Here is a 26957-nt window from a genome sequence, read left to right on the forward strand (position 1 = left end):
AGAACGGCGCACGGTCGAACCGACCGCGCGCCGTGGAAGCCGGGCCTCAGGCTCAGCGTTCGATCATCTTGTTCCAGCGGCTGTTCCATTCCGGGCGCTTGGCGTTGATCGCATCCCAGTCCAGCGTCACTGCGGTCTTCATGTTGGCGTGGARGGCCTTGAGCTTCTCCTCGGCCTCCGGCGTCGTGGCCTTTGCCTTGGTGTTGGAAGGCACGACATTGCCGGCAGCCAGCGCCTTGCTCTGCGCATCGGCCGAAAGCAGATAGGCCGCCAGCTTCTGTGCCAGCTCCGGCTCCGAGTTATTGGCGATGACGCATTGCGCCACCATCAGCACGACGGACCCTTCCTTCGGCTGGGCATATTCCGCCGCAATGCCCTTTTCCTTCAAGGTCGCGACCGCCGTCGGCGTCAGCGGGAAGATCGCTGCTTCGCCGGTCTGGACCATTTCCGAGATCTTGGCCGAGCTCGGGATGAACTCGAGCACGTTCTTGCCGATCAGGTCGCGGAACTTGCTGAAGCCCGGCTCGACATTGGTCTCGTTGCCGCCCTGGATACGGTTGAACATCAGGAAGGCGTGCAGACCGAAGGACGACGCCGAGGCCGACTGGAACACGACCTTGCCCTTGAACTTCGGGTCGGCGAGATCMATCCACGAAGTCGGCGCAGCCCAGCCCTTCTCGTCGAACATCTTCTTGTTATAGGCGAGCCCGGTCATGCCGAGGTCGATACCGACTGCCATGTCGTCCTTCATCCGGGTGCCCTGAGCAAGCTCGGCCAGCTCCGGACCGGGCTTCAGCTTTTCGCAGAGGCCGGCGCCGATCGCGCGCACCATGACGCCGTCATCGAGGAACATCACATGCATCTGCGGCTTGTCCTTGGCCGCAGTCGCCTTGGCCAGGATGTCCGAGGAAGTGCCCGGCACGACGACGATCTTGACGTCATTGGCCTTCTCGAACTCGGGGAAGACAGCCTGCGTGAAGGTGCGCTCGAAATTGCCGCCATTCATGCCGACATAGAGCGTCTTGGACTGCGCCATGGCGGCGCCGGAGGCGACGACGGCAAATGCGGCGACAGTGCTCGCCAGAGCGGTACGGCGGTTGATCATGAACGTGTCTCCCTTGTGTGTGGTGGCTCTGATGCTTCTCCCGCACCCGAGCCTCGGTCTGTGCGGGTCGAAATCGGAACGGGCGCGAAGCGTCCGATCGTGAACGCGTCGATGGGCGTCGTGCTGCGCCCGTCGCGGACAAGTTCGGCGAGGACCTCGCCGACGCCGGGAGCGATCTGAAAGCCGGCCCCGGTGAAGCCGAAGGCGTGGATCAGGCCGGGTGTCGTCAGGCTCGGCCCGATCACCGGGTTGCGATCGGGTATCGCTCCCTCGGTGCCGCTCCAGAAGCGGATGGCATGGGCGTGGCGCAGGCCCGGGAAGAGTTCGGCCGCGCGGTTCATGATGGCAAGCGCGCCCTCGCCGCGTGGGCGCGAGAAATCGGGATCGTCCAGGGGCAAGGCGCGTTCGCCGCCGACGACGCAATTGCCGCGCTCGACCTGCCGGGCATAGATGCCGCCGCCCTCCATGCCGATATTGGCGGTCATGATCGCCTCGAGCGGCTCGGTCACCACCATCGAGGGATAGATGCGCGCAAGCGGCACAGGCTCGCCAAATGCCGCAGCGAAGCTGTCAGCCCAGGCGCCCGCGCTGTTGATGACGAAACGCGCGCTCAGCGAGAGATCATCGCCCGCTTCCAGCGCGAAGCCCGCACCGTTGCGCGTTACGCCCTTCACCGGCGTGTTCTCCAGCACATGGACACCGACACGGCGCGCTGCGCTGGCAAAGCCGGTCGAGACCAGTCGCGGATTGGCATGGCCGTCRCCGGCGCAGAAGGAGGCGCCGAACACGTCGCCGCCGACCCAGCCGAAGCGCTCGCGCAGGCCGTTATGGCCAATCAGCTCGAGACCGAGCCCCTGTCCGGCAACTGTCTCGGCATAGGCTTCAAGTGCAGCCATGTCGGCCTCGTCGCGCGCGAGCTTGAGGTGGCCGGAGCGCAGGAACTCGCCATCGATGCCGATCAACGCCTGCAGCCGCGGCCAGATGGCATGCGCGCGCTGAGACAGCGGCAACTGCTCGAGCGGCCGTCCCTGGCGACGCACACCGCCATAGTTTACGCCGCTCGCCTGCGCGCCACAAAAGCCCTTGTCGAGCAGCGCCACCGACATGCCCATGCCGCGCAGCGCAAGAGCCGCCGAACTGCCGACCAGGCCGCMGCCAATGATGGCGACATCGACATCAAGACGCCGGCTCATTCCGCGGCCTCCGCACCGGTCTCGGCCATCGTCAACGCGAGGGGGATCGGCTTGACCGGCGCCTGGCTCCGCAGCCGGCCGACAGCGTCGATTCCCCGGCCCGTCTCTCCGGCGAGAAGCTCGGCCGCCACGCTGCCGCAGATCCGCCCCTGGCAACGGCCCATGCCGATCCGGCTGACGGCCTTCAGCCGATTGAGCTCGCTGATCTCGAAATGACCGACCGCGCGGCGAACCTCGCCAGCGCTGATCTCTTCGCAGCGGCAGACGGGGGTCTCGTCGGCAATGTCCTTCGCCCAATGCGCCGGGAACGGGAACGCGGCTTCGAGGACATTGCGGAAGCGGCCGATGCGGGAAAGCGCGCGCCCAATGGCCTCGGCGCGCTCCGGGTCATGCGGCAAGCCGCGATCCTCGAGCAGGGCTAGCCCGGCGCGCTCGCCCGCGAGTTCCGCCGCATCGGCACCCGCAATGGCAGCCCCGTCACCCGCGAGATAGACGCCTGGCACGCTGCCACGACCGGCCGCATCGCGTTCAGGGAGCCAGGCACGGTCACGCTCGTCGAACCCGAAGCGGCAACCGGCGAGATCGGCGAGCTGGGTTTCCGAGCGCAGCGCCAGGCCGTAGCCGATGCCATCGCAGGAGAGCCTCCGCGAGCGCGTGCCCTGGCGCCACAGGATCGCCTCGACGCGCCTGTCCCCTTCGACGCGGACATCCTCCACGCCATAATGCAGCGCGACGCCGCGCAGCCTGAGTTCGGCCGTCATCCGCATGCCGCGCAAGATGACCGCAGGTTCGAGCGCAAGGCCGCGCAGCAGGTTGAGCTTCGCGTTGAAGGGAGCGGTATCCAGCACCGCGGCGACGTCGACGCCAGCCTTCAGATACTGCCAGGCGACGAGATAGAGCAGCGGCCCGGAGCCGAGGAAGACGACGCGCGAGCCAATGGCGCAGCCTTGCGCCTTCAGTGCGATCTGGGCACCACCGAGGGTGAAGACGCCCGGCAGGGTCCAGCCCGGAATCGGCAGKATGCGATCGGTCGCCCCGGTTGCCAGGATCAACCCATCATAGGCGATCTGCCGGTTGGTTCCTGCCACTGCGATATCGGCCTGGCCGTCCCGCAGGTTCCAGAGCAGCGCCTGCGGCCAGTAGTCGAGCCGTCCGGCAAGGGCGGCGAAATCGCTGTGCAGCCGCTCGGCCTTCGACGCTTCGGAGCCATAGAGCGCCGCGCTGCTGCGTTCGTCGGCAACCAGCCTCTGGCGATAGATCTGACCGCCGCAGGCGGGCGCCTCGTCGACGACGAGCGGTCGCAGGCCAGCCTTGACCAGTGCCTCGGCGGCCCGGACGCCGGCGGGCCCGGCGCCAACGATCAGCGGTTGCGCACGCGCCGTCACGCCACCCTCCCCTTGGCTGTCACGATCCGCATGCCGGCGGCGAGCGCCGTGGTGCAGGCGCGCAGGCGTGCCCCGCCTTCGAGACGGACCCAGCAATCCTGGCAGGCGCCCATCTGGCAGAAGCCGGCGCGCGGCGAAGCCGAGAACTCGCTCACCCGCAGCACCTCGCTGCGATTGAGGATGGCGGTCAGCACGGTGTCTCCGGCCCGCCCCTCGCAAGGCTCGCCGTCGAGAATGAAGGCGATGACCGGGTGGCTTTTGCGTGCGATGCGGTGAAGCAATGGCATCGGTCCGCGCTCACTTCTGTCCGACGAGGATCTTGTCGAGCCCGAACGCGCGGTCGAGCACCAGCATCGCGCCGGCCGTCAGCGCGATCATCAGCGCCGAGACCGCCGCCATCATCGGGTCGATGGATTCGGTCGCGTACATGTACATACGGACCGGCAAGGTCACGGTCGCCGGCGAGGTGACGAAGATCGACATCGTCAGCTCGTCGAAGCTGTTGATGAAGGCGAGCAGCCAGCCGCCGGTGATGCCCGGCAGGATCATCGGCGCGGTGACGCGGCGGAATACCGTCCAGTGCGAGGCGCCGAGCGTCATCGCCGCCTGCTCGGCACTGCGATCCATGCCCGAGAGCGCCGCAAGGACCAGCCGCAGCACATAGGGCGTGACGATGATGACATGGCTGACCACCAGCCAGGTGAAGCTTCCGGTCGCGCCGATCAGGGCGAAGAGCCGCAGGAAGGCCACGCCCAGGACGAGATGCGGGATGATCAGCGGCGACAGGAAGAGCGCGTTCAGCCCATCACGGCCGGGAAAGTCGTAGCGGTCGATGGCGAGCCCGGCCGGCACGGCGAGTGCGATCGCGATCGTTGCCGACAGTGTCGCGAGCCACAGGCTGTTGACGAAGGAGGCGACGAAATCCGGGTGCACGAAGATCTCGCGGAACCAGCGCAGCGAGAAGCTGGTGGTCGGGATCGAGAGCGTGTTCTCGGGCGTGAAAGCGACGAGGCAGATGACCAGCAGCGGCGCCAGCACGAAGGCGACGACGAGCGTGTGGAAGGCGAGCGCGATCGGACCATTTTTCTGCATGGCGCTTATCCCAGGGTCCGGCGGGCGCGGGCTTCGACCATGCGGTTATAGGCCAGCATGATGATGAGGTTCGCGACGAGCACGATGATCGCGATCGTGGCGCCGAGCGGCCAGTTCAGCTCATGCATGAACTCGTCATAGACGAGCGTCGCCGCCATCTTGAGCCGGCGGCCACCAAGCAGGCCGGGGATCGCGAAGGCGCTGGCCGAGAGCCCGAAGACGATCAGGCTGCCAGATAGCATGCCCATGCTGACCTGCGGCATCACCACCCGGCGCAGCGCGGTGAAACGCGAGGCGCCAAGCGTCCAGGCGGCAGCCTCGACGGAAGGATCGAGCTTCTGCAGCGAAGTCCAGACCGGGATGACCATGAAGGGCAGCATGACGTGGACAAGCGCGATCACGATCGCCGTCTCGGTGTAGAGCAGCTTCACGGTGCCAAGCCCAAGCGCCTGGAGTGCCTGGTTCACCAGTCCGGTCGAGCCAAGCAGCATGCTCCAGCCAAAGGCACGCACCACCACCGAGACGAGCAGCGGCCCGATGATCACCAGCAGGAAGACGGAGCGCCAGGGATCGCGCATCCGCGCCAGGATATAGGCCTCGGGCACACCGATCAGCGCGCAGAGCAGTGTCGTCAGAGCAGCCACGCGCAGCGTCCGCAAGAAGATACCGAGATAATAATCGTCCGTGACCACCGCGAGGTAGTGGGCGAACGTGAATTCGTTCTTGATGCCCGTGCCGTGGTCATAGACGTGGAATGACAAAATCACCGTCAGCACCAGCGGGACGATGACCAGAGCCAGGAACAGCAGGGCGCCGGGCGAGACCAGCAGCCAGGGCGTCAGCGCCGAGCGGGCCCGACTCATGCCGCGGCTCCGGTCGTAGCGGTAACGGCCTCGACCCGCAGGCTCGCAGGCGTCCAGTCCAGTGCAACGGCATCGCCCTCGCCTGCCGGCTCTTCGCCATGGTTGGGAACCGAGACAGAGAGCGCTCCAACCGGCGTCTCGACGGTGAAGAGCCAGTAGCTACCGAGGAAGAAGCGATTGACGATGGTACCGTCGAGCCGGCCCTGGCCCTGCGACCGCAGCAGGATCTTTTCAGGACGCAGCGAGAGCGCGACCGTCTGGCCGTCCGGGAAGCTCGCCTGCTCGCAAGGCAGGGACACGCCGTTGATCTGCGGTGTTCCGGCGGGGCCGTGCCCTCGCCAGATGCCGTCCAGCCGGTTCATCTTGCCGACGAAGGAGGAGATGAAAGCCGTAGCCGGGCGCTCATAGAGCCGGTAGGGCGCATCGATCTGGGTCATGCGACCCTGCTCCATCACGACCACCCGATCGCTGATCGACAAGGCTTCCGCCTGGTCATGCGTGACCATGATCGTCGTCGTGCCGACGCTCTGCTGGATCCGGCGCAGTTCGAACTGCATTTCCTCGCGCAGCTTGGCGTCGAGATTGGAAAGCGGCTCGTCGAGCAGCAGCACCGGGGGCACGATCACCAGTGCACGCGCGATCGCGACGCGCTGGCGCTGGCCGCCCGAAAGCTGGCGCGGATATCGGTCGGCAAGCTGGGCCAGATGCACCAGCCCGAGCATCGTCTTGACGCGCTCGTCGCGCTCGGCGCGGGCGACCTTGCGCATCTCCAGGCCGAAGGCGACGTTCTGCGCCACGGTCATGTGCGGAAACAGTGCATAGCTCTGGAAGACGATGCCGAGACCGCGCGTGTTCGGCTTCTCACGGGTGATGTCGCGCCCGTCGAGAGCGATCTTTCCGCCTGTCGGTTCGACGAGGCCGGCGATCATCTGAAGCGTCGTGGTCTTGCCGCAGCCGGACGGACCGAGCAGCGAAACGAACTCGCCCTTGGCGACGCTGAGGTCGACATCGCGCACCGCGGCGTGATCGCCATAGACCTTGCTCAGCGACGCCAGCGTCAGGAAGCCCATCTCCACCTCGCCTGGTAGACACCCCGGGAGCATCGAACGGGGCGCCGATCTGCAACGGCGCAAGGAGGCGGCAGGGGCACGAATTCGTCAATTTATAATTTCATAGAAGATAATTTCATTTGACTTAATTTCGACATATGGAATTTTCTAAAGGACATCGAAATGCAAATTCGGACAACCGAATGAACGATTCAGCCGAAGCGACATCGAGCCTGCGTCGCGCGCTCGGTCTCCTGCGCATCCTCGCGGCAGCAGATCCCGCCGGCATACGCCTGAAGGACCTCTCCGAGGCGGCAGGCTGCAGCCAGCCGACGGCGCATCGCGCCTTGCAGGACCTGATCGCGGAAGGTTTCGCCGAGCAGGTCACCGGTGGGAAGCGTTACCGGCTGGCCCTGGACTTCTTCGTGCTGGCGGCCCGCGCCGGCCAGGCCAGCGGATTGCGCGATCTTGCACGGCCGGTACTGCTGCGCCTCTCGGCGACGCTGCACGACACCATCTTCCTGCTGGTCCGCAACGGCTACGATGCTGTCTGCCTCGATCGGGTCGAAGGCCCCTTCCCGATCCGGTCCTTCACGGGCGATATCGGCGGCAAGGTGCCGCTCGGCATTGGACAGGGCAGCCTCGCCATTCTCGCGCATCTTCCCGAGGACGAACGCGAGGCCGTGATCCGCTTCAATATCCCGCGTCTGCTCGATCGCGGCTTTCTGGACGAGGCCGGCCTGCGCATCGCGCTGGCCGAGGCACGCGAGCTGGGCTGGGTCAGCCTCAATACCGGGCTGATCCCGGGCATGGCCGGCCTCGGCGTGCCGGTCTTCGATGCAGAAGGCCGCGCCGTCGCGGCGCTCAGCATCGGCACTCTGGCGGAGCGCCTCAGCGACGAGCGGGGCCCGAATGTCGCGCGGATTCTCCAGCGGGAGGCCGCGACGCTCGGCGCGAGCCTCAATCCGTTCGATGTTTCGCTGCGCTATCCCTCACGCAGCCTCAGCAGCACGGCCCGCCAGTATCCCTGAGAAAGCGAGGCGGGCGCGATCACTCCACCTTGGCGATCGCTTCGATCTTCTCGATGCCGCCGAGCTTCGGGGCGAATGAGATCCAGACCTTGCGGGCACCGGCCTCCCAGCCTGGACGATCCTCCGGTTGGACGAGCTTGCCCCCCTCGGATTGCGCCTTGGCCATCGATGCCTCCTCGTCGGCAAGGATGAGGTCATCGAAATAGGACGTGCCTTCGGCTGCCGCCTCGGACAGCGCCTTGCGATCCTCCGCCGTAAGCCCCTTCCAGAAGGACGCCGAGACATAGACGACGCCGCTCGCCCAGATATGCCCGGTCTCGATCAGATAKGGCACGACCTCGTGCAGCTTGAAGCCGACATAGGCCGATTTGGTGAGGTCCATGGCATCGACGACGCCGGTTTTCAGCGCGTTATAGGTTTCGGGGATCGGAATCGGCGTCGGATAGGCGCCGAGTCCCGACCAGAGCTCGGTATGAAGCGGGCTCTGGATTACGCGGATGCGCTTGCCCTTGACCGATTCAGGCGTCGTCAACGGCTCCTTCGCCAACAGGTGGCGCGCGCCGTAATTGATGAAGCCGAGCACGACAAAACCCTGCGCCTCGTATTTCGCCTTGAGTTCGGCGCCAAGCGCACCATCAAGCACGCGCTTGAGATGGCCACGATCGCGGAACAGGAAGGGCAGATCGAGGATCTGGCCGTCCGGCACCCAGGAGGAGAGCGCCGAGATCGTCGAAAGCGAGGCCTGGACCGAACCGAGCCTGATCCCTTCCGCGACCTCCTTCTCGCCGCCGAGTGCCGCGTTGCCGACGATGCGCAGATCGAAGCGGCCGGGCGCGGTCCTGTTCAGCGTCTCCGCGATCCTGCGCCAGATCTTCGTCTCTGGCTTGTCCTCGCCGAAGAGCGAGGCGACGGTCACCGGCCGGCCAGCGGCATGGACCGCACGAGCCGAGAGGAGCGCGGGCGCGGCAAGCAGGCCTGCGGCGACTTGGCGGCGGGTCAACGACATCAGAAGAACTCCTTGATGGAAAGCGGGAGCGACGGCCAGACGGCTGCACCGAGCGAGAGAACGGCGAGCGCCACCAGCAGCGAGCCGAGCAAGGGCAGCACAGCGCGGAAGACCGAGCCCGCGGGAATGCGCAAGATGCCGCTGACGACATAGACGAGGATGCCGAGCGGCGGCGTCAGCCCGTGGATCATCAGGTTGACGACGAGGATGACGCCGAACTGGATCGGGTCCAGTCCGGCCGCGACGGCGACCGGCAACAGCAGCGGACCGAGCAGCAGGATCGCAGCGCCGATATCGAGGAAGAGCCCCGCCGCCAGCAGCACGAGATTGGCGAGCAGGATCACCGCATAGGGACCGGCGCCGAGAGCGGTCACCAGGGCTGCCATCTGGTCCGAGACCCGGTCGACCGCGAGCATGAAGGCAAACGGCGCGGAGGCTCCGATGAGCAGGCCGACGGCCGCTGCCTCCGTCGCCGATTTCCGCAAGGCGGCGAAGACGGTGCGACCATTCAAGCTCCGTAGCGCGAGGCAGGTCACCAACGAATAGGCCACCGCGAGCGCAGACGCTTCCGTCACGGTCACCACGCCGAAGCGGATGCCGACCACCACGACGATCCCGAGTCCGATCGCGGGCAGCGCCCCGACAAAGCTTCGCACGCGCTCGACACCGGTCGCCTTCGGCGCAGCGTCGACGACATTGCGCACGCTGAGATGAATGCCGATGGCGAGAGCCAGCGCCAACACCCCACCAGCGATAAAACCGCCAACCAGAAGCGAGCCGACCGAAAGGTTTGTCGCAGTCGCCAGCAGCAGGAACGCGATCGAGGGCGGGATGATATTGTCCAGCATCGAGACGCCGGCGACGATCGCGCCAGCCTGCGCCGGCGGATAACCACGGGCGATCAGCGTCGGCGCCATCACCTTGGCCCCGAAGGCGGCATTCGCCACCGAAGAACCCGACGCCCCTGAGAACAGGACGCTCGCGACGAGCGCCGTCTGGGCGAGGCCCGCCCGCAGGTGCCCGACGAGCGCCCCGGCAAAGCGCACGAGCCGTTCCGCAAGGCCGCCTTTGGTCAGCAACTCGCCCGCTAACAGGAAAAAGGGGACCGCGAGCAGCAGGAACTTGCTGATCCCGGAGACCGTGTTCTGCACGATCGCTGGCTCGGGAAGCAGCCCGCCAAAGGCCCCTGTCAGCGAGACGCCGGCCAGCAGCGCGAATGGCAGAGGCGCGCCCAGGATCAGGCCAAGCCCGGCAAATCCGGCGGCGATGAGGCTCGGTGGCTCGACGAAGAGCCCGGTGACCTGCTGCGCCAGCAGGTAGGAGCCGATCCMGACCGCAAGCGAAAGCGCTGCCGAGAGCCAGGAGCGGTCCAAGGCAGCGCGAGCCAGAACGACCAGCAGCGTCAGTCCGCCCCCGATCGCGAAGACGCCGAAGCGCAGCGACTCCGGCAAGCCCAGCACGGTCGAGACGCCGCCGACCTGCGCCGCGACCCCGGCGCCGCCAAGCGCGAGCACGAGTGAGCCATGCACGGCAAAACCATCGGCCAGGATCGCCGCCCCTCGCTGTCCCGAGGCCGGCAATAACCTGACGATGACATCGAGCCGCATGGCAAGCGCGCTGGTCGCGGCAAGCGGCGCTCCGATGGCGATCAGCGCGGCATGAAGCCAGATCGCCAACTCGTCCGACCAGACGAAGCCGCCGCCGAAGACATACCGACGAATGACAGCCGCAATGACCACGCTGAACAGGATCGCGAGCAGCGCCGCGCCCGCAATCTCGAGGACCGAGACGAGGCGCGACAGCGCGCGCGCGGCAGGGCGACGCAAAAGCCCGGGCGTTTCCGCCCTCACATCAGCCAAGGTTGTCATCACGCGTTCGCCAGGAGCTTAGCGCAGGGGCGAAAAGGCGGTCGGCCGCAGGATACGGCTTCGCATCTCGAGAACATAGGGCGCAGCCTTGGCGCGAAAGGCCTGCCAGGCAGGGTCGGCTTCCATTGCGGCACGCCGACGTTCGCGGTCGCCGGCATCCTCGAAGCGCCACATATGCACGACCTCGTTGACCACGCCGGTATCGGTGGTGAACCAGCCGATCAGATGGCCGAGATGCGAGACCTGCAGTTCCATGCCTTCGCGGACATAGAGGTCGAGATAATCGCGCACATGGGCGGGCTTGATGGCATAGGTGCGTTCGTCGAGGATCATGACTTAGCCTGCGGCTTTCGCTGAGAGGTCGCGGTCGAACAGGTTGGACCAGGTGAAGGCCGAGCCCGCCCGGGGAGTTCTTGCCACGTCGAGATGCGGCAAGACCAGTTCGGCGAAGCGGTAGGCTTCCTCGAGCAGCGGCATGCCGGACAGAATGAAGGTCTCGATGCCCGCCGCCTGATAGGCGCGCAACGTCCGGATCACGGTCTCGGGCGAGCCGACGATTGCAGTGCCGGGCCCGGGACGCACGAGCCCCAACCCAGCCCAAAGTCCTGGCGCAATCTCGAGGTCACGCGCGAATTTGGGCTTCAACCCGCCATGCAGTGCCGTCATCTTCTGTTGCCCGACTGAATCCGTGCCGGCCACGAAACGGGCATTGGCCGCGATGGCGGCGTCGTCCATCTGATCATGGAGATCCTGAGCCGCCGCCCAGGCCTCCTCGTCGGTCTCGCGGACGACCACATAGAGCCGGATGCCATAGTTCAACTCGCGGCCATGGGCCGCGGCGCGCGCCCGCACATGCCCGACCTTTGCAGCCATCTCGTCCGGGGTTTCGCCCCAGGACAGATAGGTATCGACATGCTTGGCAGCGACCTCGATCGCAGCCTCGGAAGAGCCCCCGAACCAGAGATCGGGCTGCACCATCGGATCAGCACCCGAGAGAGCGAGCTTGGCCTCGATCGTCTCGACATGGCGTCCCTTGAAGGTCACCGTTTCGCCGGCGAGGATGCGCCGGAACACAGTGAGATATTCGTCGGCCATCACGTAGCGCTCGTCATGGGGCAGCATCATGCCATAGGCGCCGAGCATCTTGGCGTCGCCCGAGACGATGTTGATCAGCAACCGCCCCTTGGAGAATTCCTGGAAGGTCGCGGCCATCTTGGCCAGCAGCACCGGCGGGATCAGCCCGGGGTGGATCGCCGTCAGGAAGCGCATTCGCTCAGTGAAGGGCAGCAGCGATGCGCCGAGAACCCAGACGTCATGCGCACCGGTCGCCAGCAGCGCGCCAGTGAAGCCGAGATGATCATAGGCCCGCGCCAATTGCTGCAGATAGGCATGATCCATCTTGCGGGCGCCGTCCTTCTTCCAGGGATAGCGGCCGTCAGGGGCGGTCAGATACCAGAGCACATTCATAGGCTTTGTCTCATGATTTGCAGTGATGCCTAAGCCGAAGCGGCGGCGTCTTCGAACCGGGAGAGGCCGAGCGCTCGCCGAAGAATGCCATGGCGGACGAGGCAGGCGGCCTCCTGCTCCTGTTCGGCCAGAACGGCGGCGTCGATCGCAGAGGTGCGCCAATCGCGCGAGCGCAGAACGGCGAGCCATTGCGCTTCATCGACATCCCCCGATGCCGAGAGCTGGCGAGCAGCCGCTTCTGCATGGTCCTCAACGAAGCGCGCGATGCGCGCGATGTGCTTGTGGAAGGCGGCGATCTGGTTCGGCCGCCGATCGAGGACCGGACGATGCGTCCAGAACAGAGAGCGATTTGGGATGACGCCTCGCGTATCCGCCATGGCGACAAGCCCGCCTCGATCCAGCTCCACAGGCAGGTGAGGATCCATCGCGATCCAGGCCGCGACCTCGCCCTGCCGCAGAGCCCTTGCCGAAGCCACTGGCGAAAGATCGATGCGGTTGAAATCCGCAAGGCCCAGGCCAGCCCGTTCGGCGAGATGCGCCAGCAGATAGGTATGGAACGAGCCCTCGACGAGGGCGATCCGGCAGCCTTTGAGGCCTGCCAATGCGACCTCAGCCTCGTCCTTCCGCCTCAGGATGGCACCATTGGCCGGGCGCGGTTGCCGCGAGATAGACCGCCTCGAGCCCCAGATCTTGCGCGGTCAGCGGGGGCGTCGAGCCGGTGCCGCCGAGTTCGATCTCGCCGCCGGCGAGCAGTTCTCCGGTCGCGCGGCCATCGGCATAGTCGACGAACGCCCAGCGCTGATCGCCCTCCCTCTCCGCGAGCAGCCGCGCGAGGCGCAGATGTAGGTTGTTGGCATGGACCCCGACGCGAAGGCGGTCAGGCGAATGAAGACCGCTCATCTCGTCCCCTCAGCCAGCCGGGAAGGCGCCTTCGAAGACACTGGTCGAAAGCGGATTGCGCTGGCTCGGAACCTCGCGGGCCTGCAGTGCCTCGGGCAATTGCGCCTTGTCGCCCACCTTGCCAATGGCGACGGCCGCCTCGACCCGATAGCCGCCGGGAACATTCAACTCCACCGCAGCCCACTCAAGATCGAGCCCCGCCATGCCATGCGCCTGCCAGCCCGAGCGGGTCGCCTGCAATGCGAGATGGGCCCAGGCCGCACCGGCATCGAAGGAATGAGTGTGGGAGGCGATTTCCTCGACCTTGCCCGGAACGGCAAGCGTCGACTTCGAGACGATCACGACGAGTGCCGCCGAGTCCTTGGCCCATGACGCATTGAACGCATTCAGCAGGCCTAGCAGCCGATGCCAATGGGCGGAGGCACGGCGGGCATAGATGAAACGCCAGGGCTGGGAATTGTACGAGGATGGCGCCCAGCGCGCGGCTTCGAACAGAGAGAGCAACTCGGCTTCGCTGATCTCATCGTCACTGAATGCACGAGGCGACCAGCGTTCGAGAAAGAGTGGATCGATCGCATGGTCAGCGGCGCGGTCATTGGCAGTCGTCGGCATGATCCGGATGTCCGTGAGGCAGTATTGAGAAGTATGGCACCAAAGCACTGAGGCAGATTCGCCGCAGAATTGCGAACGTTCGGGCAGGGAACGTCCGCGATAACGCTCTCACGACTGGTCGAGCGAACCTTCGCCGCTTACGAAGACCGCCTGAGATCGTGCAGAAAGCATCGAGCTTGGACCGGCTCCGGTCAATAGAATTGTCTGTTTAAACGAACGATCGATTTGGAAGATTCTTTACGAACAGCCTCTAGATACGAGCAACCAATTCTCAATTGCCGTTTGCCGTCGGGGAATGCAGCCAAAAAACCCAAATCTGCCGCACGATCACCGCACAAGAATCCGTCATGCCGAACGAACGTGAACTTGCCCTTCCCTCCTCTGACGCTCCGCCCGGGTTCTTTTCCGGCCGCCGCGAGAAAAATTCCGACGGCAGGCGGAACCTTTGCGTCGCTGCGGCGTTTGCGGCGAAATGCGGGAGGTTGCGGTCATGAATGGCGTGGTGTTCGCCTCGGCAGTCGTCCTTTGCGGAGGCATCGTTTCGGTCCTCACCGGGAGTATTCCCACCCACGGATTTTTCGCTGAGTTTGTCTGGTCAGGGCTAGCCTTGGCTGGGCTGATCACCATCGCAGGCATCGAAGCCTCGAGYTGAATTCTCGTCTGCTCTTTGGTGTGAAAGGCGCCCTTCGTTACGAAGGCTCGCGCTGCTTCCTGCTTGCTGCTTCGCCCCGGCCTGAGTTGAGCGTAGGATCGTCTGCGCTGTCCGAGCCTTGCCACCAGGCATAGGCGGGTTTTGACCAGACTTGAGGTGGCGGCCGCCGCCGGCCTCGCAGCCCACGGTCCAGATGGGAGTTCGCGATGAATACAGCCAACCTGCAGCTAGAAGGCCTGCTTGTCGCCGTAGCCGAACTCACGCGCCTGCTGGTTCGCAAGGGACTTGTCGAGGAAGCCGAGGTCGAGTGGGCCCTGGACCGTGCGGAAACGAGTCTCCGCTCCGACCACAGACGCATGGGCCAACTCCGGGAGAGCAATGCCGACGCCGTCACATTCCCCGTGCGCTTTCTGAGCGCCGCCTTGAGGAATACCGGGGACGCCCCGCTCTCCTTCTCGGAACTGGCGTGTCATGTCGGGCAGTCGAAGCCGGCCCGGGTGCCGCAACCTCCTCCCCCTGCATCCTGACATCGGGTTCGACTTCAAATCTCCACCACCGCAACGCCGAAATGCCGCAATCGCCTCCATACCATGAGCTAGCTTATGATATGGAGGCCTGAGCATGCGGCGCCCACTCAAGCGCGAACTCGTTTTCCAGCTTCTCGAGACCTCCCGGCAACTGCGCAGCTATGTCGACCAGCGCGCACGGGAAAATGGCACGACCCGCGCGCAATGGAGCGTGCTGGCTCGTCTGCGCCGCGCGGAAGGTCTCAATCAGGCCACGCTCGCCGAGATGCTCGAGCTGCAACCGATCTCGTTGACACGCCTGCTTGACCGCCTGGAAAGCCAGGAACTCGTCGAGCGCCGCCTTGATCCCCAGGATCGGCGCGCACGGCTCCTGCACCTGACCTCCGCGGGTCGAAAGCTCGTCGACGATCTCGATGCGCTGCGCGCAGAGATCGCCGGCGAGGTACTCGACAGTATCGACGAACCTTCTCTCTCGACGACCCTGGCGACACTCGCATCTGTCCGGGACAGGCTGAGGCACGGAGCCCCGGAGCGCGCCGAGGCGAAGCTGGCCGCGCGTCGCGCGCCCGCTGGCGGCGCCCTTTGAGTTGCGCGGAGTAGGCTCGATGAAAGGCTCAAAATCACTCTGGGTGATCGCCATGCTGGCCATGGGCGCCGTTGGCGCCGGCCTGTGGCTGAAGCTCCCAAGCGCAAACCAGGGCAAGGACGGCGGCTCCCGCGCCACCACGACGCGCAGCGAAGCACCCGTTTCGGTCGTGACCGCCAAGGCGACAACGGACGACGTCCCCGTACATAAGCGGGCTATCGGCTTCGTCGAATCCCCTGCGATCGTCACCGTCAAATCGCGGCTCGACAGCCAGATCATGGAGCAGCACGTCAAGGACGGGCAATTCGTTAGGGCCGGCGACCTGCTCTTCACACTCGACGACCGCGATCTGCGCACTCAGATTGCCAGGGATCAGGCTGCTCTCGCCCGCGACCAGGCGACCCATGACCGTGCCCAGGCCGACCTTGCCCGCTTCCAGCAATTGCTGGCGAAGAACGCCGGCACGCAGCAATCCGTGGACCAGGGTATTGCCGATGAGAAGACGGCAGCCGCGACGATCCTGGCGGACAAGGCAGCGCTTGAGTCAGACATGCTCAAGCTGAGCTATAGCAAGATCACCTCACCGATCGATGGACGAGCGGGCGCCGTGCTGGTCACGCCGGGCAATCTCGTCAGCGCCAACAGCGCGGGCCCGGGCCTCGTCACGATCACGCAGGTCAAGCCGATCCGCGTCGCCTTCACCTTGCCCGAACGCGAGGTACCCATGCTGCAAGCGGCGCTCACGGCCGGCAAGGTTCTCAAGGTCACCGCGAAACCCGCCGACTCGCCGCGCCCGCCGGCAGAAGGAACCCTCACCTTCGTCGATTCCAGTGTGGACATCGCTTCCGGCACCATCGCGGCCAAGGCTGCTTTCGCCAATGCCGACCTCTCGCTCTGGCCAGGCCAGTATGTCGATGTCGCAGTCGAGGCCGACAGGCTCGACAATGCCACGATCATTCCGACGGTCGCCGTGCAGGTGGGGCAGAAGGGCTCCTATGTCTATGTCATCAAGCCGGACGACACGACCGACCTGAGGCAGGTCRGCATCGCCMTCGTCGATGGCGACAGGACGGTGATCACGGACGGTGTTGCGGCAGGCGAGCGCGTGGTCGTCGACGGCCAGATGCGGCTCAAGCCCGGAACCCGCGTCCGCGAGCGCGCTCCCCCCGGAGCGGATACCAAGCCCGCGGCAGGCAAGGAGACCATCGCCGACGGAGGTCGGTCATGAGCATCTCTGGCTTCTGCATCCGCCACCCCGTGGCGACCATCCTGATGTCGGTCTCGCTGGTCCTCGCAGGGCTCTTCGCCTATCGCTTCCTGCCGGTCGCGGCCCTGCCCCGCGCCGAATTCCCGGTGGTGAACGTCTCGGCGCAACTGCCCGGCGCCTCTCCCGACACCATGGCGACCTCGGTCGCGACGCCCTTGATCAAACAGTTCGCCACGATCGCCGGCATCGACAGCATTGCGACGACAAATTCCCAGGGCGCAACCTCGATTGCCATCCAGTTCGTACTCAATCGCAACATCGATGCCGCCGCCGCCGATGTGCAGGCCGCGATTGCGCGCGCCCAGAAGCAGCTGCCGATCGAGATGACCGCGCCGCCGAGCTATCGCAAGGTGAACCCGGCCGACGCGCCGATCATCCTGCTCGCGCTGAAGAGCGATATCATCCCGCTCTCGCAACTCGATGCTTTCGCACAGCAGGTGATCTCGCCTGCCCTGTCGACTGTCGACGGCGTTGCGCAGGTCCTGATCTTCGGCAGCCAGAAATATGCGGTGCGCATCCGCATCGACCCGACCGCGCTGGCGGCTCGCGGCATCGGCGTCGACACCTTGCAGAATGCGATCACCTCCGCCAACGACAATTCTCCGGTCGGCACGGTGCAGAACGACCGGCAGCAGCTGACGATCCAGGCCAGCACACAGCTCGCAAATGCAGCCCAGTTCGCCGATGTCATCATCGCCACGCGCAACGGCAAGCCCGTGCGCCTCGGCGATGTCGCGAAGGTGATCGACTCGGTCGAGAATACGCAGACAGCCAGCACCTATGACGGCATGCCGGCCGTCGTGCTCGCAGTGCAGCGCCAGCCCGATGCCAACACCGTCGACGTCGTCGACAGGGTCAAGGCCATGCTGCCGGCGTTCCGCGAGCAGTTGCCGGCGGCAGCGCAACTGGCGCAGCTCAATGACCGCTCGACCTCGATCCGCGCCGCGGTCGAGGATGTTCAGTTCACGCTGGGGCTGACCATCGTTCTGGTCATCATGGTGATCTTCGTCTTCCTGAGAAGGCTCACCGCGACCCTGATCCCGGCAGTTGCCGTGCCGATCTCGATCATATCAACGCTCGCGGCGATGTATGTGCTCGGMTTCTCCATCGACAACATCTCGCTGCTTGGCCTGACGCTCTCGGTCGGCCTCGTCGTCGACGACGCCATCGTCATGCTCGAGAACATCGTGCGGCACATGGAAGAGGATGGGCTCTCAGCCTTTGACGCAGCTCTCAAGGGCTCGCGCGAAATCGGCTTCACCATCATCTCGATCTCGCTCTCGCTTGTCGCGGTCTTCATCCCCGTGCTGTTGATGGGTGGTGTCATTGGCCGGATCTTCAACGAGTTCGCGGTGGTCGTCACCGTCGCGATCCTCGCCTCGGCCTTCGTGTCCCTGACACTGACGCCGATGCTCTGCTCGCGGCTGTTGACCAACGCCGACCAGCACGCTCCCGAGCACGGCCTTGGCCATGTGCTCGAACGCGGMTTTGAGAGCGTGCTCCGCGGCTATGACCGCGCGCTGACTCTCTGTCTGCGTGTGCAGCCGCTGATGCTTGCTGCCTTCTTCGCAACAGTGATCGGCACGGTCTGGCTCTTCCAGACCGCGCCCAAAGGTTTCTTCCCGCAAGAGGATATAGGTCAGCTCCAGGTCGCGACGGAAGCGAGGCAGGATATCTCATTCCCCGCGATGCAAAGGCTGCAGAAGGAGGTTGCCGACGTCTTCCGCAACTCGCCCTATGTCAGCCATGTCGCGTCCTCAGTCGGAGGCGGAGGCGGCGGTGGCGGCAGCGGCGCGCTCAATGCCGGGCGCCTCTTCGTCGAGTTGAAGCCGAGAACCGAACGTCCTGCGCTGCAGACCGTGCTCTCCGACCTGCGCAGGCAGCTCGCACAGGTCGCCGGCATCAACGCCTTCATGACACCGGTTCAGAACCTCAATATCGGCGCGCGCGCCTCCAAGAGCCAATATCAGCTCGTGGTGCAAGGCCTCGACCAGACGCAGATGAACGATTGGGCGCTGAAGCTCGCCGATGCGATGAGCCAGGATCGCGCGACCTTCACCGACGTCACCACCGATCTCCAGAACAACGCCCTGCAAGCGACCCTGGTCATCGACCGCGACAAGGCAAACTCACTGCAGATCGGCGCCGACACCCTGCGCTCGACGCTGTATTCCGGCTTTGGCGTTCGTCAGGTCTCGACCATCTTCACCACCGGAGACAGCTATGAGGTGGTTGTCGAGTTCGACCCCGCTCTTGGCTGGACGGCCGACAAGCTCGACGCGATCCGCGTGCGCGCCAGCAATGGCCTGCTTGTCCCGCTCGGCTCCTTCACCCGCGTCGAGCGCACGGCGGGGCAGCTGACGGTGAACCAGCTCGGCCAGCTTCCGGCGGTGACCATTTCCTACAACCTCCCTGCGGGCGTCGCGCTCGGCGACAGCGTGACCAGGATCAACACCATCAAGACGGAGCTTGGGTTACCGACGACGCTCTCGACGACGCTTGCCGGCACCGCCAAGACCTTCCAGGATTCGCTCGCCAACCAGGGCCTGCTGATCGCCGGCGCGATCCTGACGATCTATATCGTGCTCGGCATCCTCTATGAGAGCTTCATCCATCCGCTGACGATCCTGACCGGCCTGCCATCGGCGGCCATCGGCGCCCTGGCCGCGCTGCGTCTCTTCGGCCTCGACCTGTCGGTGATCGCGATCATCGGCATGCTGATGCTGATCGGCATCGTCAAGAAGAACGCGATCATGATGATCGATGTCGCGCTCGTGCTGCAACGCGAGGGCGTGCCCTCTCAGGATGCGATCCACCGCGCCTGTCTGATGCGCTTCCGCCCGATCCTGATGACGACGCTGGCGGCGCTGATGGGCACCTTGCCGATCGCACTCGGCGCCGGCGCCAGCGCCGAGCTGCGTCAACCTCTCGGCATCGCGGTGGTCGGCGGACTGCTGATCTCGCAGGTGCTGACGCTCTTCATCACGCCGGTGCTGTTTCTCTACATGGAGCGCGTGTCGAAGGCGCTGACCATCGCGAGATGGGCGAACCCGAAGCCGACTACCGCCGCCGTGCGGGAGAGAACACGTCCGACATGATCAATGCGTCGGCCGTGCTTGGGCTGAACGCGGCCGGGATATCGTAGACCAGAACGAGGCGAAGCAGCGCCTTGACGTCCACGTCATGGGGCATGGCGGCAAGCGGATCGGGGAAGAAGATCAGCACGTCGATCTTCCCCTCGGCGATCATCGCTCCGATCTGCTGATCGCCGCCGAGCGGGCCACTCTTCACTGTCTCGACACTGACATCGGGGTGGCTCTGCTTCAGCACAGAACCCGTCGTCGCCGTGGCCACAAGCCGATGCGCGCTCAGAACCTGGATGTTTCGCGTCACCCAGGCCGCAAGATCGGGCTTCTTGCGGTCATGGGCGATCAAGCCGATGCCGAGGCGTTTCGTCATGTCCGCCTTCCCTGTTCCAGCCCCGCGCGGGCTCAGACGACGCTGTCGCGCTCGGGCACGGGCTCGCCGCGCGAGACACGGGCGATGTTGTCGAACATCCGCTTCACCGTCGGGGCGAAATTGTCGGATGCGATCGCCGCCAGATGCGGCGTCACCACCAGATTGTCGAGCCCGAGCAGGGGGCTGTCAGCCGGCAGCGGCTCGATCTCGAAGACGTCCATCGCGGCGCCGGCAATCTCCTTCGCGCGCAAGGCCTCGATCAGGTCGTTCTCGGCGACGACGCCGCCGCGCGCCACGTTGATAAGCACCGCCGTCTTCTTCATCGCAGCGAAGGCAGACTTGTCGATCATGTTCGCCGTCTCCGGCGTCAGGGGGCAATGCAGCGAGACGACGTCGGACTTCGCCAGCAGTTCTGCCAGCGAAGCGTGCTTCGCGCCAAGCTCGACTTCCTCTGCGGCGGAGAGCGGCTGGCGCTTCGAATACAGGATCGTACAGCCAAAGCCCTTCAGCAGCTTCGCGACATTCTGGCCGATGGCGCCAAAGCCGACGATGCCAACCGTCTTGCCGGACAGGGTGAAGGTGTCGCCCGGCAAGCGCCCGCCACGCCAGTCCCCCTTCTTCAACTCGGCATGGCCGAAGGAAATATGACGCAGGGCCGAAAGCATCAGCCCGAGCGTGAACTCGGCGACCGGCACGGCATTGCTGCCCGTGGTGCGGGCAACCTTGATGCCAAGCTGCTTGGCGGTCTGGGTGTCGAGATTATCGACCCCGACGCCCCATTTGTGGAGCAGCTTGAGCTTCTTCGCCGCCTTCAGCACCTCGGCATTGACGCCGACCTGTCCCGCGATCGCGTATTCGGCCTCCGCGATGATTTCCTTCATGTGGTCGTCGCCGCGCGCCGTGCCATGCGTGAGGACGAAACCCGGCGGCAGGAGCGCCCTGAGCTTGTCGGCGCGTTCAGGCGCCATGGGATCGAGGACGACGATGGTTTCTGACATGATGATGGTCCGATTGGCTTGAACGAAATCAGGCAATGGTGAAGCGGACGCCGGCGCGCGCCAGCCCGCCGGAGATCGCGACGGGCGTGCCATCGGCGCGCCAGCAGGCGGCGCCGGTGAGCGTTCCGTCGGAATTGAAGCCGATGGCATTCATGCCGCCGGCGACACGCTGCACGCGTGCGATCTGATGGCCGCGCGCAGTCAGTTCGCTGGCGACCGAATCCGGGATCGCGCTCTCGAGTTCGAGGGCTCCACCCTCCGTCCAGACACGCGGCGCCTCGACGGCCTCCTGCAGGCTCATGCCGTGGTCGATCAGGTTGACGAYCGCCTGCAGTGCCGAGGGGAAGATGCGCAGGCCGCCGGGCAGGCCGAGCGCGAAGGCAAGCTTGCCATCGCGCAGGACCATCATCGGCGCCATCGAAGTGAAGACCCGCTTGCCTGGCGCGATCGAGAGCGCGCGGCCGGGATGTGGATCGAAATTATACATATAGTTGTTGGTCAGCATCCCGGTGCCGGGGATCTGGGTGCAGGCGCCGAACAGGCCGTTGATCGTCTGGGTGGTCGCAACCACATTGCCAGCCGCATCCGCTACGGTGACATGAGTGGTGTTCGCGGATTCCCCGGCGCTGAGACCGGCCGCCCAGGCCTTGGTATGGGCCATGTCGATATCGGCGCGGCGCTCATCGGCGTAGGACTTGGCCGTCAGACGCTCGATCGGCACCTTGACGAAGGCCGGGTCCGCAGTCGCCACCGCCCGGTCGGCGAAGGCGATCTTCAGGGCCTCGGCAACGAGATGCACGGCATCGCTCGAGCCGAAGCCGAGCGCACCGATATCGTAGCCCTCGAGGATGTTCAGCATCTGCACGATATGGACGCCGGACGAGGATGGCGGCGGCGGACCGAGGATCTCGAAGCCGCGATAGCGACCCCGAACCGGCTCGCGCTCGATTACCTTGAAGGCGGCGAGGTCGGCCTGGTMGATCAGCCCGCCATTGGCCGCCATGAAGGAGGTTAGCGCCGCGCCGAGCGGGCCATCATAGAGCGCCGAGGGGCCGGTTTCGGCGATCAGCCGCAGGCTCGCGGCATAATCGCCCTGAACCAGCCGCTCCCCCGCCGGCAGCGCCTTTCCGCCGGGCAGGAACAGTTTTGCAAGGCCCGGATCGCGTGCGAGATCCGGCGCGCAATCCGCGATGCAATCGGAGAGATAGGGGCTGACCACGAACCCGCGTTCGGCCAGCCGGATCGCAGGTTGGAGCACATCGGCGAGCGGCAGCGTGCCGAAGCGCGCCAATGCCTCGCACCAGCCGACGAGCGCACCGGGAACCGCGACGGCCTTGGGGCCGACGAGGTTCTCGCGGTCACGCGTATCTCGCGCCTTGCCGACCTCGTGCGACAGCGCCTCATACATGTCGGCACTGGCCTTGCCCGGCGCGGTCGACAAACCGTCAAGCACGAGATGACGACCGTCAGCCAGCCGGATATGGGCAACGCCGCCGCCGAGCACGCCGACCATCATCGGTTCGACGACGGTGAGCGCGAACAGCGAGGCGATGGCCGCATCGATGGCATTGCCGCCCGCGAGCAGCATGTGCGATCCCGCGGCCGAGGCGAGCGGATGATTGGTGACGACCATGCCGCGCGAGCCGGTGGCCGACAGCTTCTCGCAGGTGAAATTGGCGACGCGCGGGCCGCGCAGCTGGGCGTTCATCGTGTCTGTCCTCAGCCGTTCTGCTTCAGCGCCTCGAGCACCATCTTGGTGGCGCCGGAGATGTCGCCAAGCTTCTCGCCGGCCTTGACGCGCGCCTGAGTGCGCTCGCCACGCTCCTGCCGGGCCAGCGCCGCGTCGGCAATCGCCTCGGCCTCTCCTGCCGGCAGCACCAGCACGCCGGACTCGTCCGCGAGGATGATGTCCCCGGCCCTTACCGCGACATTGCCGCAGGAGATCGGCAGGTTCAGCGTGCCGCCGAGATTGTAGAGCCGGGTCGTGATCGGCGACATGCCGCGGCACCACATCGGGAAATCGCTGTCTTCGATCTCGGTCAGATCCGTGCAGGGGCCATCGACGATGCCGCCCATCGCGCCGGCCGCCTTGGCCGCCACGGTGACGCCGCCGCCCCAGCAGGCATGCTTGTCATCGCCGAGTCGATCGACCACGAGGATGTCGCCGGGGCGCAGAAGCCCGAGCGCGTGGTGCAGCAGCGTCGAATCCTGCCCGGGAATGGCAAGCGTCACGGCTGCGCCGGCGATACGCTTGTTGCGCAGCAAGGGCTGGATGCCGCGGTCCATGAATCCCCAGTGCTGGGAATGGCCGATGGTGGCGGTTTCGACGCGGCTGAGCTTCTCGGCAAGGGCCGGCGAGATCTGCTGCGGCATGGGTTCGATGCGGTAGTCGGGCATGGTTCTCTCCTATTGGCCGACGGCGCGCGCGACGCCGACGAGACGTTCGACCAGAACGACGATGATGAGGGTCGCGACGATCAGGATCACCGACAGGGCCGCGACGAGCGGATCGGTGCGTCCTTCGACATAGCGCACCATCTCGACCGGCAGCGTCGAAGCGCGCGGACCGGAGAGGAAGAGCGAGATCACGGTCTCGTCGAAGGACAGCAGGAAGGACAGGGCACCGCAGGCAATCAGGCCGGGCGTGGCAAGCGGCAGCGTCACGCGCCAGATCACCCGCCAGGGCTTCGCGCCCAGCGTCGCGGCAGCCGCTTCGATATCATCCGGCAGCGTCGAGAACGCCGTCGTCATCATCCGGATCACGAAAGGCAGGGTCACGGTCATGTGGCCGAGCACAAGCCCGGGCAAGGTCGCAGTCAGCCTGAGCGGGGTGAAGAACAGCAGAAGCGCGAGGCCGACAATCAAGGTGGGCAGCAGCAACGGTGCGAGAAAGAAGTTCTTCAGCGCCTCCTGGCCGCGAAACCGCCCCTTGTCGAGCGCCAGCGCCGCCGGCACGCCAAGCAGCAGCGACAGCGCCGTGACCACGCAGGCGATCTGAGCGCTGAGGACGACGGCATTCAGCAGCGGTGTGTTGCCGGCGAGTTGCTGGAACCAGCGCAGCGAATAGCCGGACGGAGGGAACAGGATGAAATTGTCCGCCGAGAAGGCGAGTGCCACGACGACAACGATGGGCGCCAGGATCAGGGCGTAGACGATACCTGCGAGCGTCGAGAGGACGGGTCCGGCGCCATTCATCGTTGCAGCCTCCGCGCCGCGACATTGGAGAGCACCAGCAGCGCCAGCAGCAGCACGAGCGTATAGATCGCCAGTACGGCGGCGACCGGCCAATTGGTGTTCGTCGTCGCTTGCTCGAAGATCTCCGTCGCCAGCACGAAGACCCGACCGCCGCCGAGCAGTTTTGGCGTGATATAGGCCGACATCGAGAGCACGAAGCCCAGGCCCGCCGCGAGCGCGAGCGCCGGCAGGCTCAGCGGCAAGGTCACCCGCAGGAACGTGCGCAGCGGCGTGCAGCCCAGGCTGCGCGCCGCCTCCTCCAGCGTGCGGTCAAGCCGGCCGAAACCRGCGAGCAGCGCGAGGATCATGTAGGGCATGATGCTCTCGGCGAGKCCGATGGTGACGCCCGTCCAGTTGAAGACGAGGCGCATCGGCGTCGAGATCAGCCCAAGCCACTGAGCAAGGGAATTGACGAGCCCACGATCGCCCAGGATGGCGAGCCAGCCGAAAACACGCACCACGCCGGAGACCAGCATCGGCATGATCGCGATCACGGCCAGCAGGCCACGAAAGCGCGACTGCGTCCGGAACAGGAACAGCGAGACCGGATAGGCCATGCACAGCGCGATCAGTGTCGCGCTCAGAGAGAGCCAGAGCGAGTTGAGCGTCAGCTCGATCGTGAAGGAATCAGCGAGGACTTCGCTGGTCGTCTTGAGCGACCAGGCCTCGATCATCGMCCCCGTCGGCCCGACCTCGTTGAAGGCGGTGCGAAACAGGCCAAGGGTCGGCCAGACATAGACGGCGAGAAGAAGGAGCGCCGCCGGGACGACCAGCCAAGGCAGGCGCGAGCCGGCGGTCATGTTGCCTCGCGCGGGAAGAGCAGCGTGTCTCCGGCCTGCCAGAGCACGGCGACCTCGGTCCCGGCCGCTGGCGGCTTCGTGCCGGATTGCATCTCGACGCTGAGCTGCCCCCCTGCCCCCTCGACGATGACCTCGACATGATCTCCGACGAAGACGCTGCGCAGAACCCGGCCGGTCAGCCGAACCATGCCCTCGCCGGACGGTTCACCGGTTGAGGCGAGCCGGATGCGCTGCGGCCGCACGAAGACGTCGATCTCGCCGCCGGCCGGAGCGGTGGCCGGCAAGGTCACTCCCCAGACGCTGATGGCGCCCGCCTCATTTCGCAAGGCCGGCAGCACATTGGCGCGCCCGACGAAGTCGGCGACGAAGCGGGTCGCGGGCCGCTCGTAGATATCCTCCGGCGTGCCGATCTGTTCGATCCGCCCGCGCTTCATCACCGCGATCCGATCGCACATCGTCAGCGCCTCGACCTGATCGTGCGTGACGAAGAGCGTGGTGATGCCGAGCGAACGCTGGATGTCGCGAATCTCGTGGCGCATCGCGTCACGCAGCTTGGCGTCGAGATTGGACAGGGATTCGTCGAGCAGCAGCACGGACGGGCGAATGACGAGCGCCCGCGCCAGCGCCACGCGCTGCTGTTGACCGCCTGACAATTCGCGGGGGCGCCTGCCCTCGAGGCCGGCAAGGCRCACCATGCCGAGCGCCTCTTCGACGCGCCGCGACGTCTCAGGGCGCGGCACGCGCCTTTCCTCGAGACCGAAGCCCACATTGCGGGCAACGCTCAGATGCGGAAACAGCGCATAGGACTGGAAGACATAGCCCATGTTGCGCTTATGAGCCGGCTGGCGCGTGATCTCGGCACCGTCGAGGCGGATCGAGCCCGCGTCGGGATCGATCAGGCCGGCAAGCATGCGCAGCGTCGTGGTTTTGCCGCAGCCGGAGGGGCCGAGGAGAGCGACGGCCTCGCCCTTCTCGACCGAAAGCGCGACGTCATCGACGGCGACGGAATCGCGGTAGCGCTTCTGCAGGCCGGCGAGTTCGAGATAGCTCATGGCAGGCTGCGATCCCGGCTCAGCGACCTGCCGCAGCGATGACTTCGCGCCGCCAGCGATTGTTCCACTGGTCGCGCATCTTCAGAACCTCGTTCCAGTCGACGCCGATCATCCGGCCCCGGCTTTCCGGGGCGGCAGCGGTGCGCGCCAGCGCCTTGGCGTCGATCGCTGCCTTGGCGTTTGTCGGCGCATAGAACATCCGCTCGGTGAAAGCCTTCTGCGCAGCTTGCGCCAGCGCAAAATTGACGAAGGCAACCGCGGCGGCCCTGTTCTTCGAGCCGGCAGTGAGGTTGATGGTGTTGATCTGGAAGACCGATCCTTCAGGCGGCAGCAACGCGGCGATCTTGCCGCCGGTCTGGTCGCCATAGAGCTGCGCACGGGCGTTCCAGCCGGTCGCGACTTTCACCACTCCGTTCAGGATCAGCGAATAGCCATCGGGATTGGGCTCGAACGTATTCACCGAAGGGGCGAGAGCGCGCAGCTTCTTGATCGCCGCATCGATCGACTTGCGGTAGTCGCCGCCCTCCATCTTCTCGACCATTGCGGTGAGCGCGAGCCCCTGGATGTTCGGCGGCGCCGCAAGCGCGACCTGCCCCTTGAGGTCCGGCCGCCAGAGATCGGCGAGCTTCTCGATCGGCGGCTTCAGATTCTGCGTGTCATAGACGAGCACGAGATGGTCGAAGGTCACGGCCGGGCCGTAATCGCCTCCGGCCGCGCGGGCCTCCGGATGGAGTTCGTTCAGCGACGGAACTTCGGAGGGCGTCAGCTTCTCGAACAGTCCCTCGATATTGCCGATGCTGGAGGTGGTGAC

The 26957-nt window shown here is 65.7% G+C and carries 28 protein-coding genes; 6 read left to right on the top strand and 22 right to left on the bottom strand.

The window, feature by feature from the left end; all coding sequences use genetic code 11:
- Positions 1 to 52: 52 nt before the first annotated feature.
- From AC1DJT_RS07625 to AC1DJT_RS07655, 7 genes are read right to left on the bottom strand one after another with little or no spacing between them, the layout of a single operon-like run.
- A complete protein-coding gene (locus tag AC1DJT_RS07625) occupies positions 53 to 1105 on the bottom strand; it encodes an ABC transporter substrate-binding protein (RefSeq protein WP_476833837.1) in 1053 nt (350 codons plus the stop codon).
- Positions 1102 to 2298: an NAD(P)/FAD-dependent oxidoreductase gene (locus AC1DJT_RS07630; RefSeq protein ID WP_476833838.1), complete on the bottom strand. Its 1197-nt coding sequence runs from the start codon at positions 2296 to 2298 to the stop codon at positions 1102 to 1104. The genes AC1DJT_RS07625 and AC1DJT_RS07630 overlap by 4 nt, the downstream gene beginning before the upstream one ends.
- Positions 2295 to 3683, bottom strand: coding sequence for an FAD/NAD(P)-dependent oxidoreductase (locus AC1DJT_RS07635; protein WP_441505846.1), 1389 nt, complete (start codon positions 3681 to 3683; stop codon positions 2295 to 2297). Before AC1DJT_RS07635 ends, AC1DJT_RS07630 begins: the two co-directional genes overlap by 4 nt.
- On the bottom strand, positions 3680 to 3970 hold the full coding sequence (locus AC1DJT_RS07640) for a (2Fe-2S)-binding protein (protein ID WP_441505847.1): 291 nt from the start codon (positions 3968 to 3970) through the stop codon (positions 3680 to 3682). The genes AC1DJT_RS07635 and AC1DJT_RS07640 overlap by 4 nt, the downstream gene beginning before the upstream one ends.
- 10 nt (positions 3971 to 3980) lie before the next feature.
- The gene (locus AC1DJT_RS07645) at positions 3981 to 4775 is read right to left on the bottom strand and encodes an ABC transporter permease (RefSeq protein ID WP_113519132.1); all 795 of its coding nucleotides are present in this window, start codon (positions 4773 to 4775) and stop codon (positions 3981 to 3983) included.
- Positions 4776 to 4780: 5 nt separating this feature from the next.
- Positions 4781 to 5638: an ABC transporter permease gene (locus AC1DJT_RS07650; RefSeq protein WP_069880418.1), complete on the bottom strand. Its 858-nt coding sequence runs from the start codon at positions 5636 to 5638 to the stop codon at positions 4781 to 4783.
- Positions 5635 to 6708: an ABC transporter ATP-binding protein gene (locus AC1DJT_RS07655; protein WP_441489862.1), complete on the bottom strand. Its 1074-nt coding sequence runs from the start codon at positions 6706 to 6708 to the stop codon at positions 5635 to 5637. The genes AC1DJT_RS07650 and AC1DJT_RS07655 overlap by 4 nt, the downstream gene beginning before the upstream one ends.
- A gap of 182 nt (positions 6709 to 6890) precedes the next feature.
- Between AC1DJT_RS07655 and AC1DJT_RS07660 the strand changes: the two genes are divergently transcribed.
- A complete protein-coding gene (locus AC1DJT_RS07660; RefSeq protein ID WP_441489861.1) occupies positions 6891 to 7718 on the top strand; it encodes an IclR family transcriptional regulator in 828 nt (275 codons plus the stop codon).
- Positions 7719 to 7737: 19 nt separating this feature from the next.
- On the opposite strand, the gene AC1DJT_RS07665 is transcribed toward AC1DJT_RS07660, so the two are convergent.
- From AC1DJT_RS07665 to AC1DJT_RS07695, 7 genes are read right to left on the bottom strand one after another with little or no spacing between them, the layout of a single operon-like run.
- Positions 7738 to 8724 (bottom strand): TRAP transporter substrate-binding protein, encoded by a 987-nt coding sequence (locus tag AC1DJT_RS07665; protein ID WP_441489860.1) that lies wholly within the window; start codon positions 8722 to 8724, stop codon positions 7738 to 7740.
- A complete protein-coding gene (locus tag AC1DJT_RS07670) occupies positions 8724 to 10592 on the bottom strand; it encodes a TRAP transporter large permease (protein WP_476833839.1) in 1869 nt (622 codons plus the stop codon). Before AC1DJT_RS07670 ends, AC1DJT_RS07665 begins: the two co-directional genes overlap by 1 nt.
- 18 nt (positions 10593 to 10610) lie before the next feature.
- Positions 10611 to 10925 (bottom strand): NIPSNAP family protein, encoded by a 315-nt coding sequence (locus AC1DJT_RS07675; protein WP_043235378.1) that lies wholly within the window; start codon positions 10923 to 10925, stop codon positions 10611 to 10613.
- 3 nt (positions 10926 to 10928) lie between these two features.
- Entirely contained in the window at positions 10929 to 12059 is a 1131-nt protein-coding gene (locus AC1DJT_RS07680; RefSeq protein ID WP_476768107.1) for an LLM class flavin-dependent oxidoreductase, read from the bottom strand.
- Positions 12060 to 12088: 29 nt separating this feature from the next.
- Positions 12089 to 12661: an ABC transporter substrate-binding protein gene (locus tag AC1DJT_RS07685; RefSeq protein WP_476768108.1), complete on the bottom strand. Its 573-nt coding sequence runs from the start codon at positions 12659 to 12661 to the stop codon at positions 12089 to 12091.
- 7 nt (positions 12662 to 12668) lie between these two features.
- A complete protein-coding gene (locus AC1DJT_RS07690; RefSeq protein WP_476768109.1) occupies positions 12669 to 12959 on the bottom strand; it encodes a hypothetical protein in 291 nt (96 codons plus the stop codon).
- A gap of 9 nt (positions 12960 to 12968) precedes the next feature.
- Positions 12969 to 13571 (bottom strand): nitroreductase family protein, encoded by a 603-nt coding sequence (locus AC1DJT_RS07695; RefSeq protein ID WP_476768110.1) that lies wholly within the window; start codon positions 13569 to 13571, stop codon positions 12969 to 12971.
- Positions 13572 to 14061: 490 nt separating this feature from the next.
- Between AC1DJT_RS07695 and AC1DJT_RS07700 the strand changes: the two genes are divergently transcribed.
- From AC1DJT_RS07700 to AC1DJT_RS07720, 5 genes are all read left to right on the top strand, one after another.
- Positions 14062 to 14223: a hypothetical protein gene (locus AC1DJT_RS07700; protein WP_441479381.1), complete on the top strand. Its 162-nt coding sequence runs from the start codon at positions 14062 to 14064 to the stop codon at positions 14221 to 14223.
- Positions 14224 to 14429: 206 nt separating this feature from the next.
- Positions 14430 to 14750 (top strand): hypothetical protein, encoded by a 321-nt coding sequence (locus AC1DJT_RS07705; RefSeq protein WP_476768111.1) that lies wholly within the window; start codon positions 14430 to 14432, stop codon positions 14748 to 14750.
- 94 nt (positions 14751 to 14844) lie between these two features.
- Positions 14845 to 15336, top strand: a complete 492-nt coding sequence (locus tag AC1DJT_RS07710; protein ID WP_476768112.1) for a MarR family winged helix-turn-helix transcriptional regulator — start codon at positions 14845 to 14847, stop codon at positions 15334 to 15336.
- A 19-nt stretch (positions 15337 to 15355) separates the two neighbouring features.
- Positions 15356 to 16564 carry an efflux RND transporter periplasmic adaptor subunit gene (locus AC1DJT_RS07715; RefSeq protein WP_476833840.1) on the top strand — a complete coding sequence of 403 codons (1209 nt, stop codon included), beginning with the start codon at positions 15356 to 15358 and terminating at the stop codon, positions 16562 to 16564.
- Positions 16561 to 19701, top strand: coding sequence for an efflux RND transporter permease subunit (locus tag AC1DJT_RS07720; RefSeq protein WP_441505852.1), 3141 nt, complete (start codon positions 16561 to 16563; stop codon positions 19699 to 19701). Before AC1DJT_RS07715 ends, AC1DJT_RS07720 begins: the two co-directional genes overlap by 4 nt.
- On the opposite strand, the gene AC1DJT_RS07725 is transcribed toward AC1DJT_RS07720, so the two are convergent.
- From AC1DJT_RS07725 to AC1DJT_RS07760, 8 genes are all read right to left on the bottom strand, one after another.
- Positions 19664 to 20062 (bottom strand): methylglyoxal synthase, encoded by a 399-nt coding sequence (locus tag AC1DJT_RS07725; protein WP_441505853.1) that lies wholly within the window; start codon positions 20060 to 20062, stop codon positions 19664 to 19666. The two genes, AC1DJT_RS07720 and AC1DJT_RS07725, sit on opposite strands and share 38 nt — an antisense overlap.
- A gap of 32 nt (positions 20063 to 20094) precedes the next feature.
- On the bottom strand, positions 20095 to 21060 hold the full coding sequence (locus tag AC1DJT_RS07730) for a 2-hydroxyacid dehydrogenase (protein WP_441505854.1): 966 nt from the start codon (positions 21058 to 21060) through the stop codon (positions 20095 to 20097).
- A 28-nt stretch (positions 21061 to 21088) separates the two neighbouring features.
- On the bottom strand, positions 21089 to 22768 hold the full coding sequence (gene ggt / locus AC1DJT_RS07735) for a gamma-glutamyltransferase (protein WP_476833841.1): 1680 nt from the start codon (positions 22766 to 22768) through the stop codon (positions 21089 to 21091).
- Positions 22769 to 22779: 11 nt separating this feature from the next.
- Positions 22780 to 23457, bottom strand: a complete 678-nt coding sequence (locus AC1DJT_RS07740) for an RraA family protein (protein WP_441505856.1) — start codon at positions 23455 to 23457, stop codon at positions 22780 to 22782.
- 9 nt (positions 23458 to 23466) lie between these two features.
- Positions 23467 to 24255: an ABC transporter permease gene (locus AC1DJT_RS07745; RefSeq protein WP_441505857.1), complete on the bottom strand. Its 789-nt coding sequence runs from the start codon at positions 24253 to 24255 to the stop codon at positions 23467 to 23469.
- Positions 24252 to 25094: an ABC transporter permease gene (locus AC1DJT_RS07750; protein WP_476833842.1), complete on the bottom strand. Its 843-nt coding sequence runs from the start codon at positions 25092 to 25094 to the stop codon at positions 24252 to 24254. The genes AC1DJT_RS07745 and AC1DJT_RS07750 overlap by 4 nt, the downstream gene beginning before the upstream one ends.
- On the bottom strand, positions 25091 to 26146 hold the full coding sequence (locus AC1DJT_RS07755) for an ABC transporter ATP-binding protein (RefSeq protein ID WP_476833843.1): 1056 nt from the start codon (positions 26144 to 26146) through the stop codon (positions 25091 to 25093). Before AC1DJT_RS07755 ends, AC1DJT_RS07750 begins: the two co-directional genes overlap by 4 nt.
- Positions 26147 to 26165: 19 nt before the next feature.
- A partial coding sequence (locus AC1DJT_RS07760; RefSeq protein ID WP_476833844.1) for an extracellular solute-binding protein occupies positions 26166 to 26957 on the bottom strand: 792 nt, incomplete at its 5' end.

This window comes from Allobosea sp. 05T422_2 (assembly GCF_056396265.1).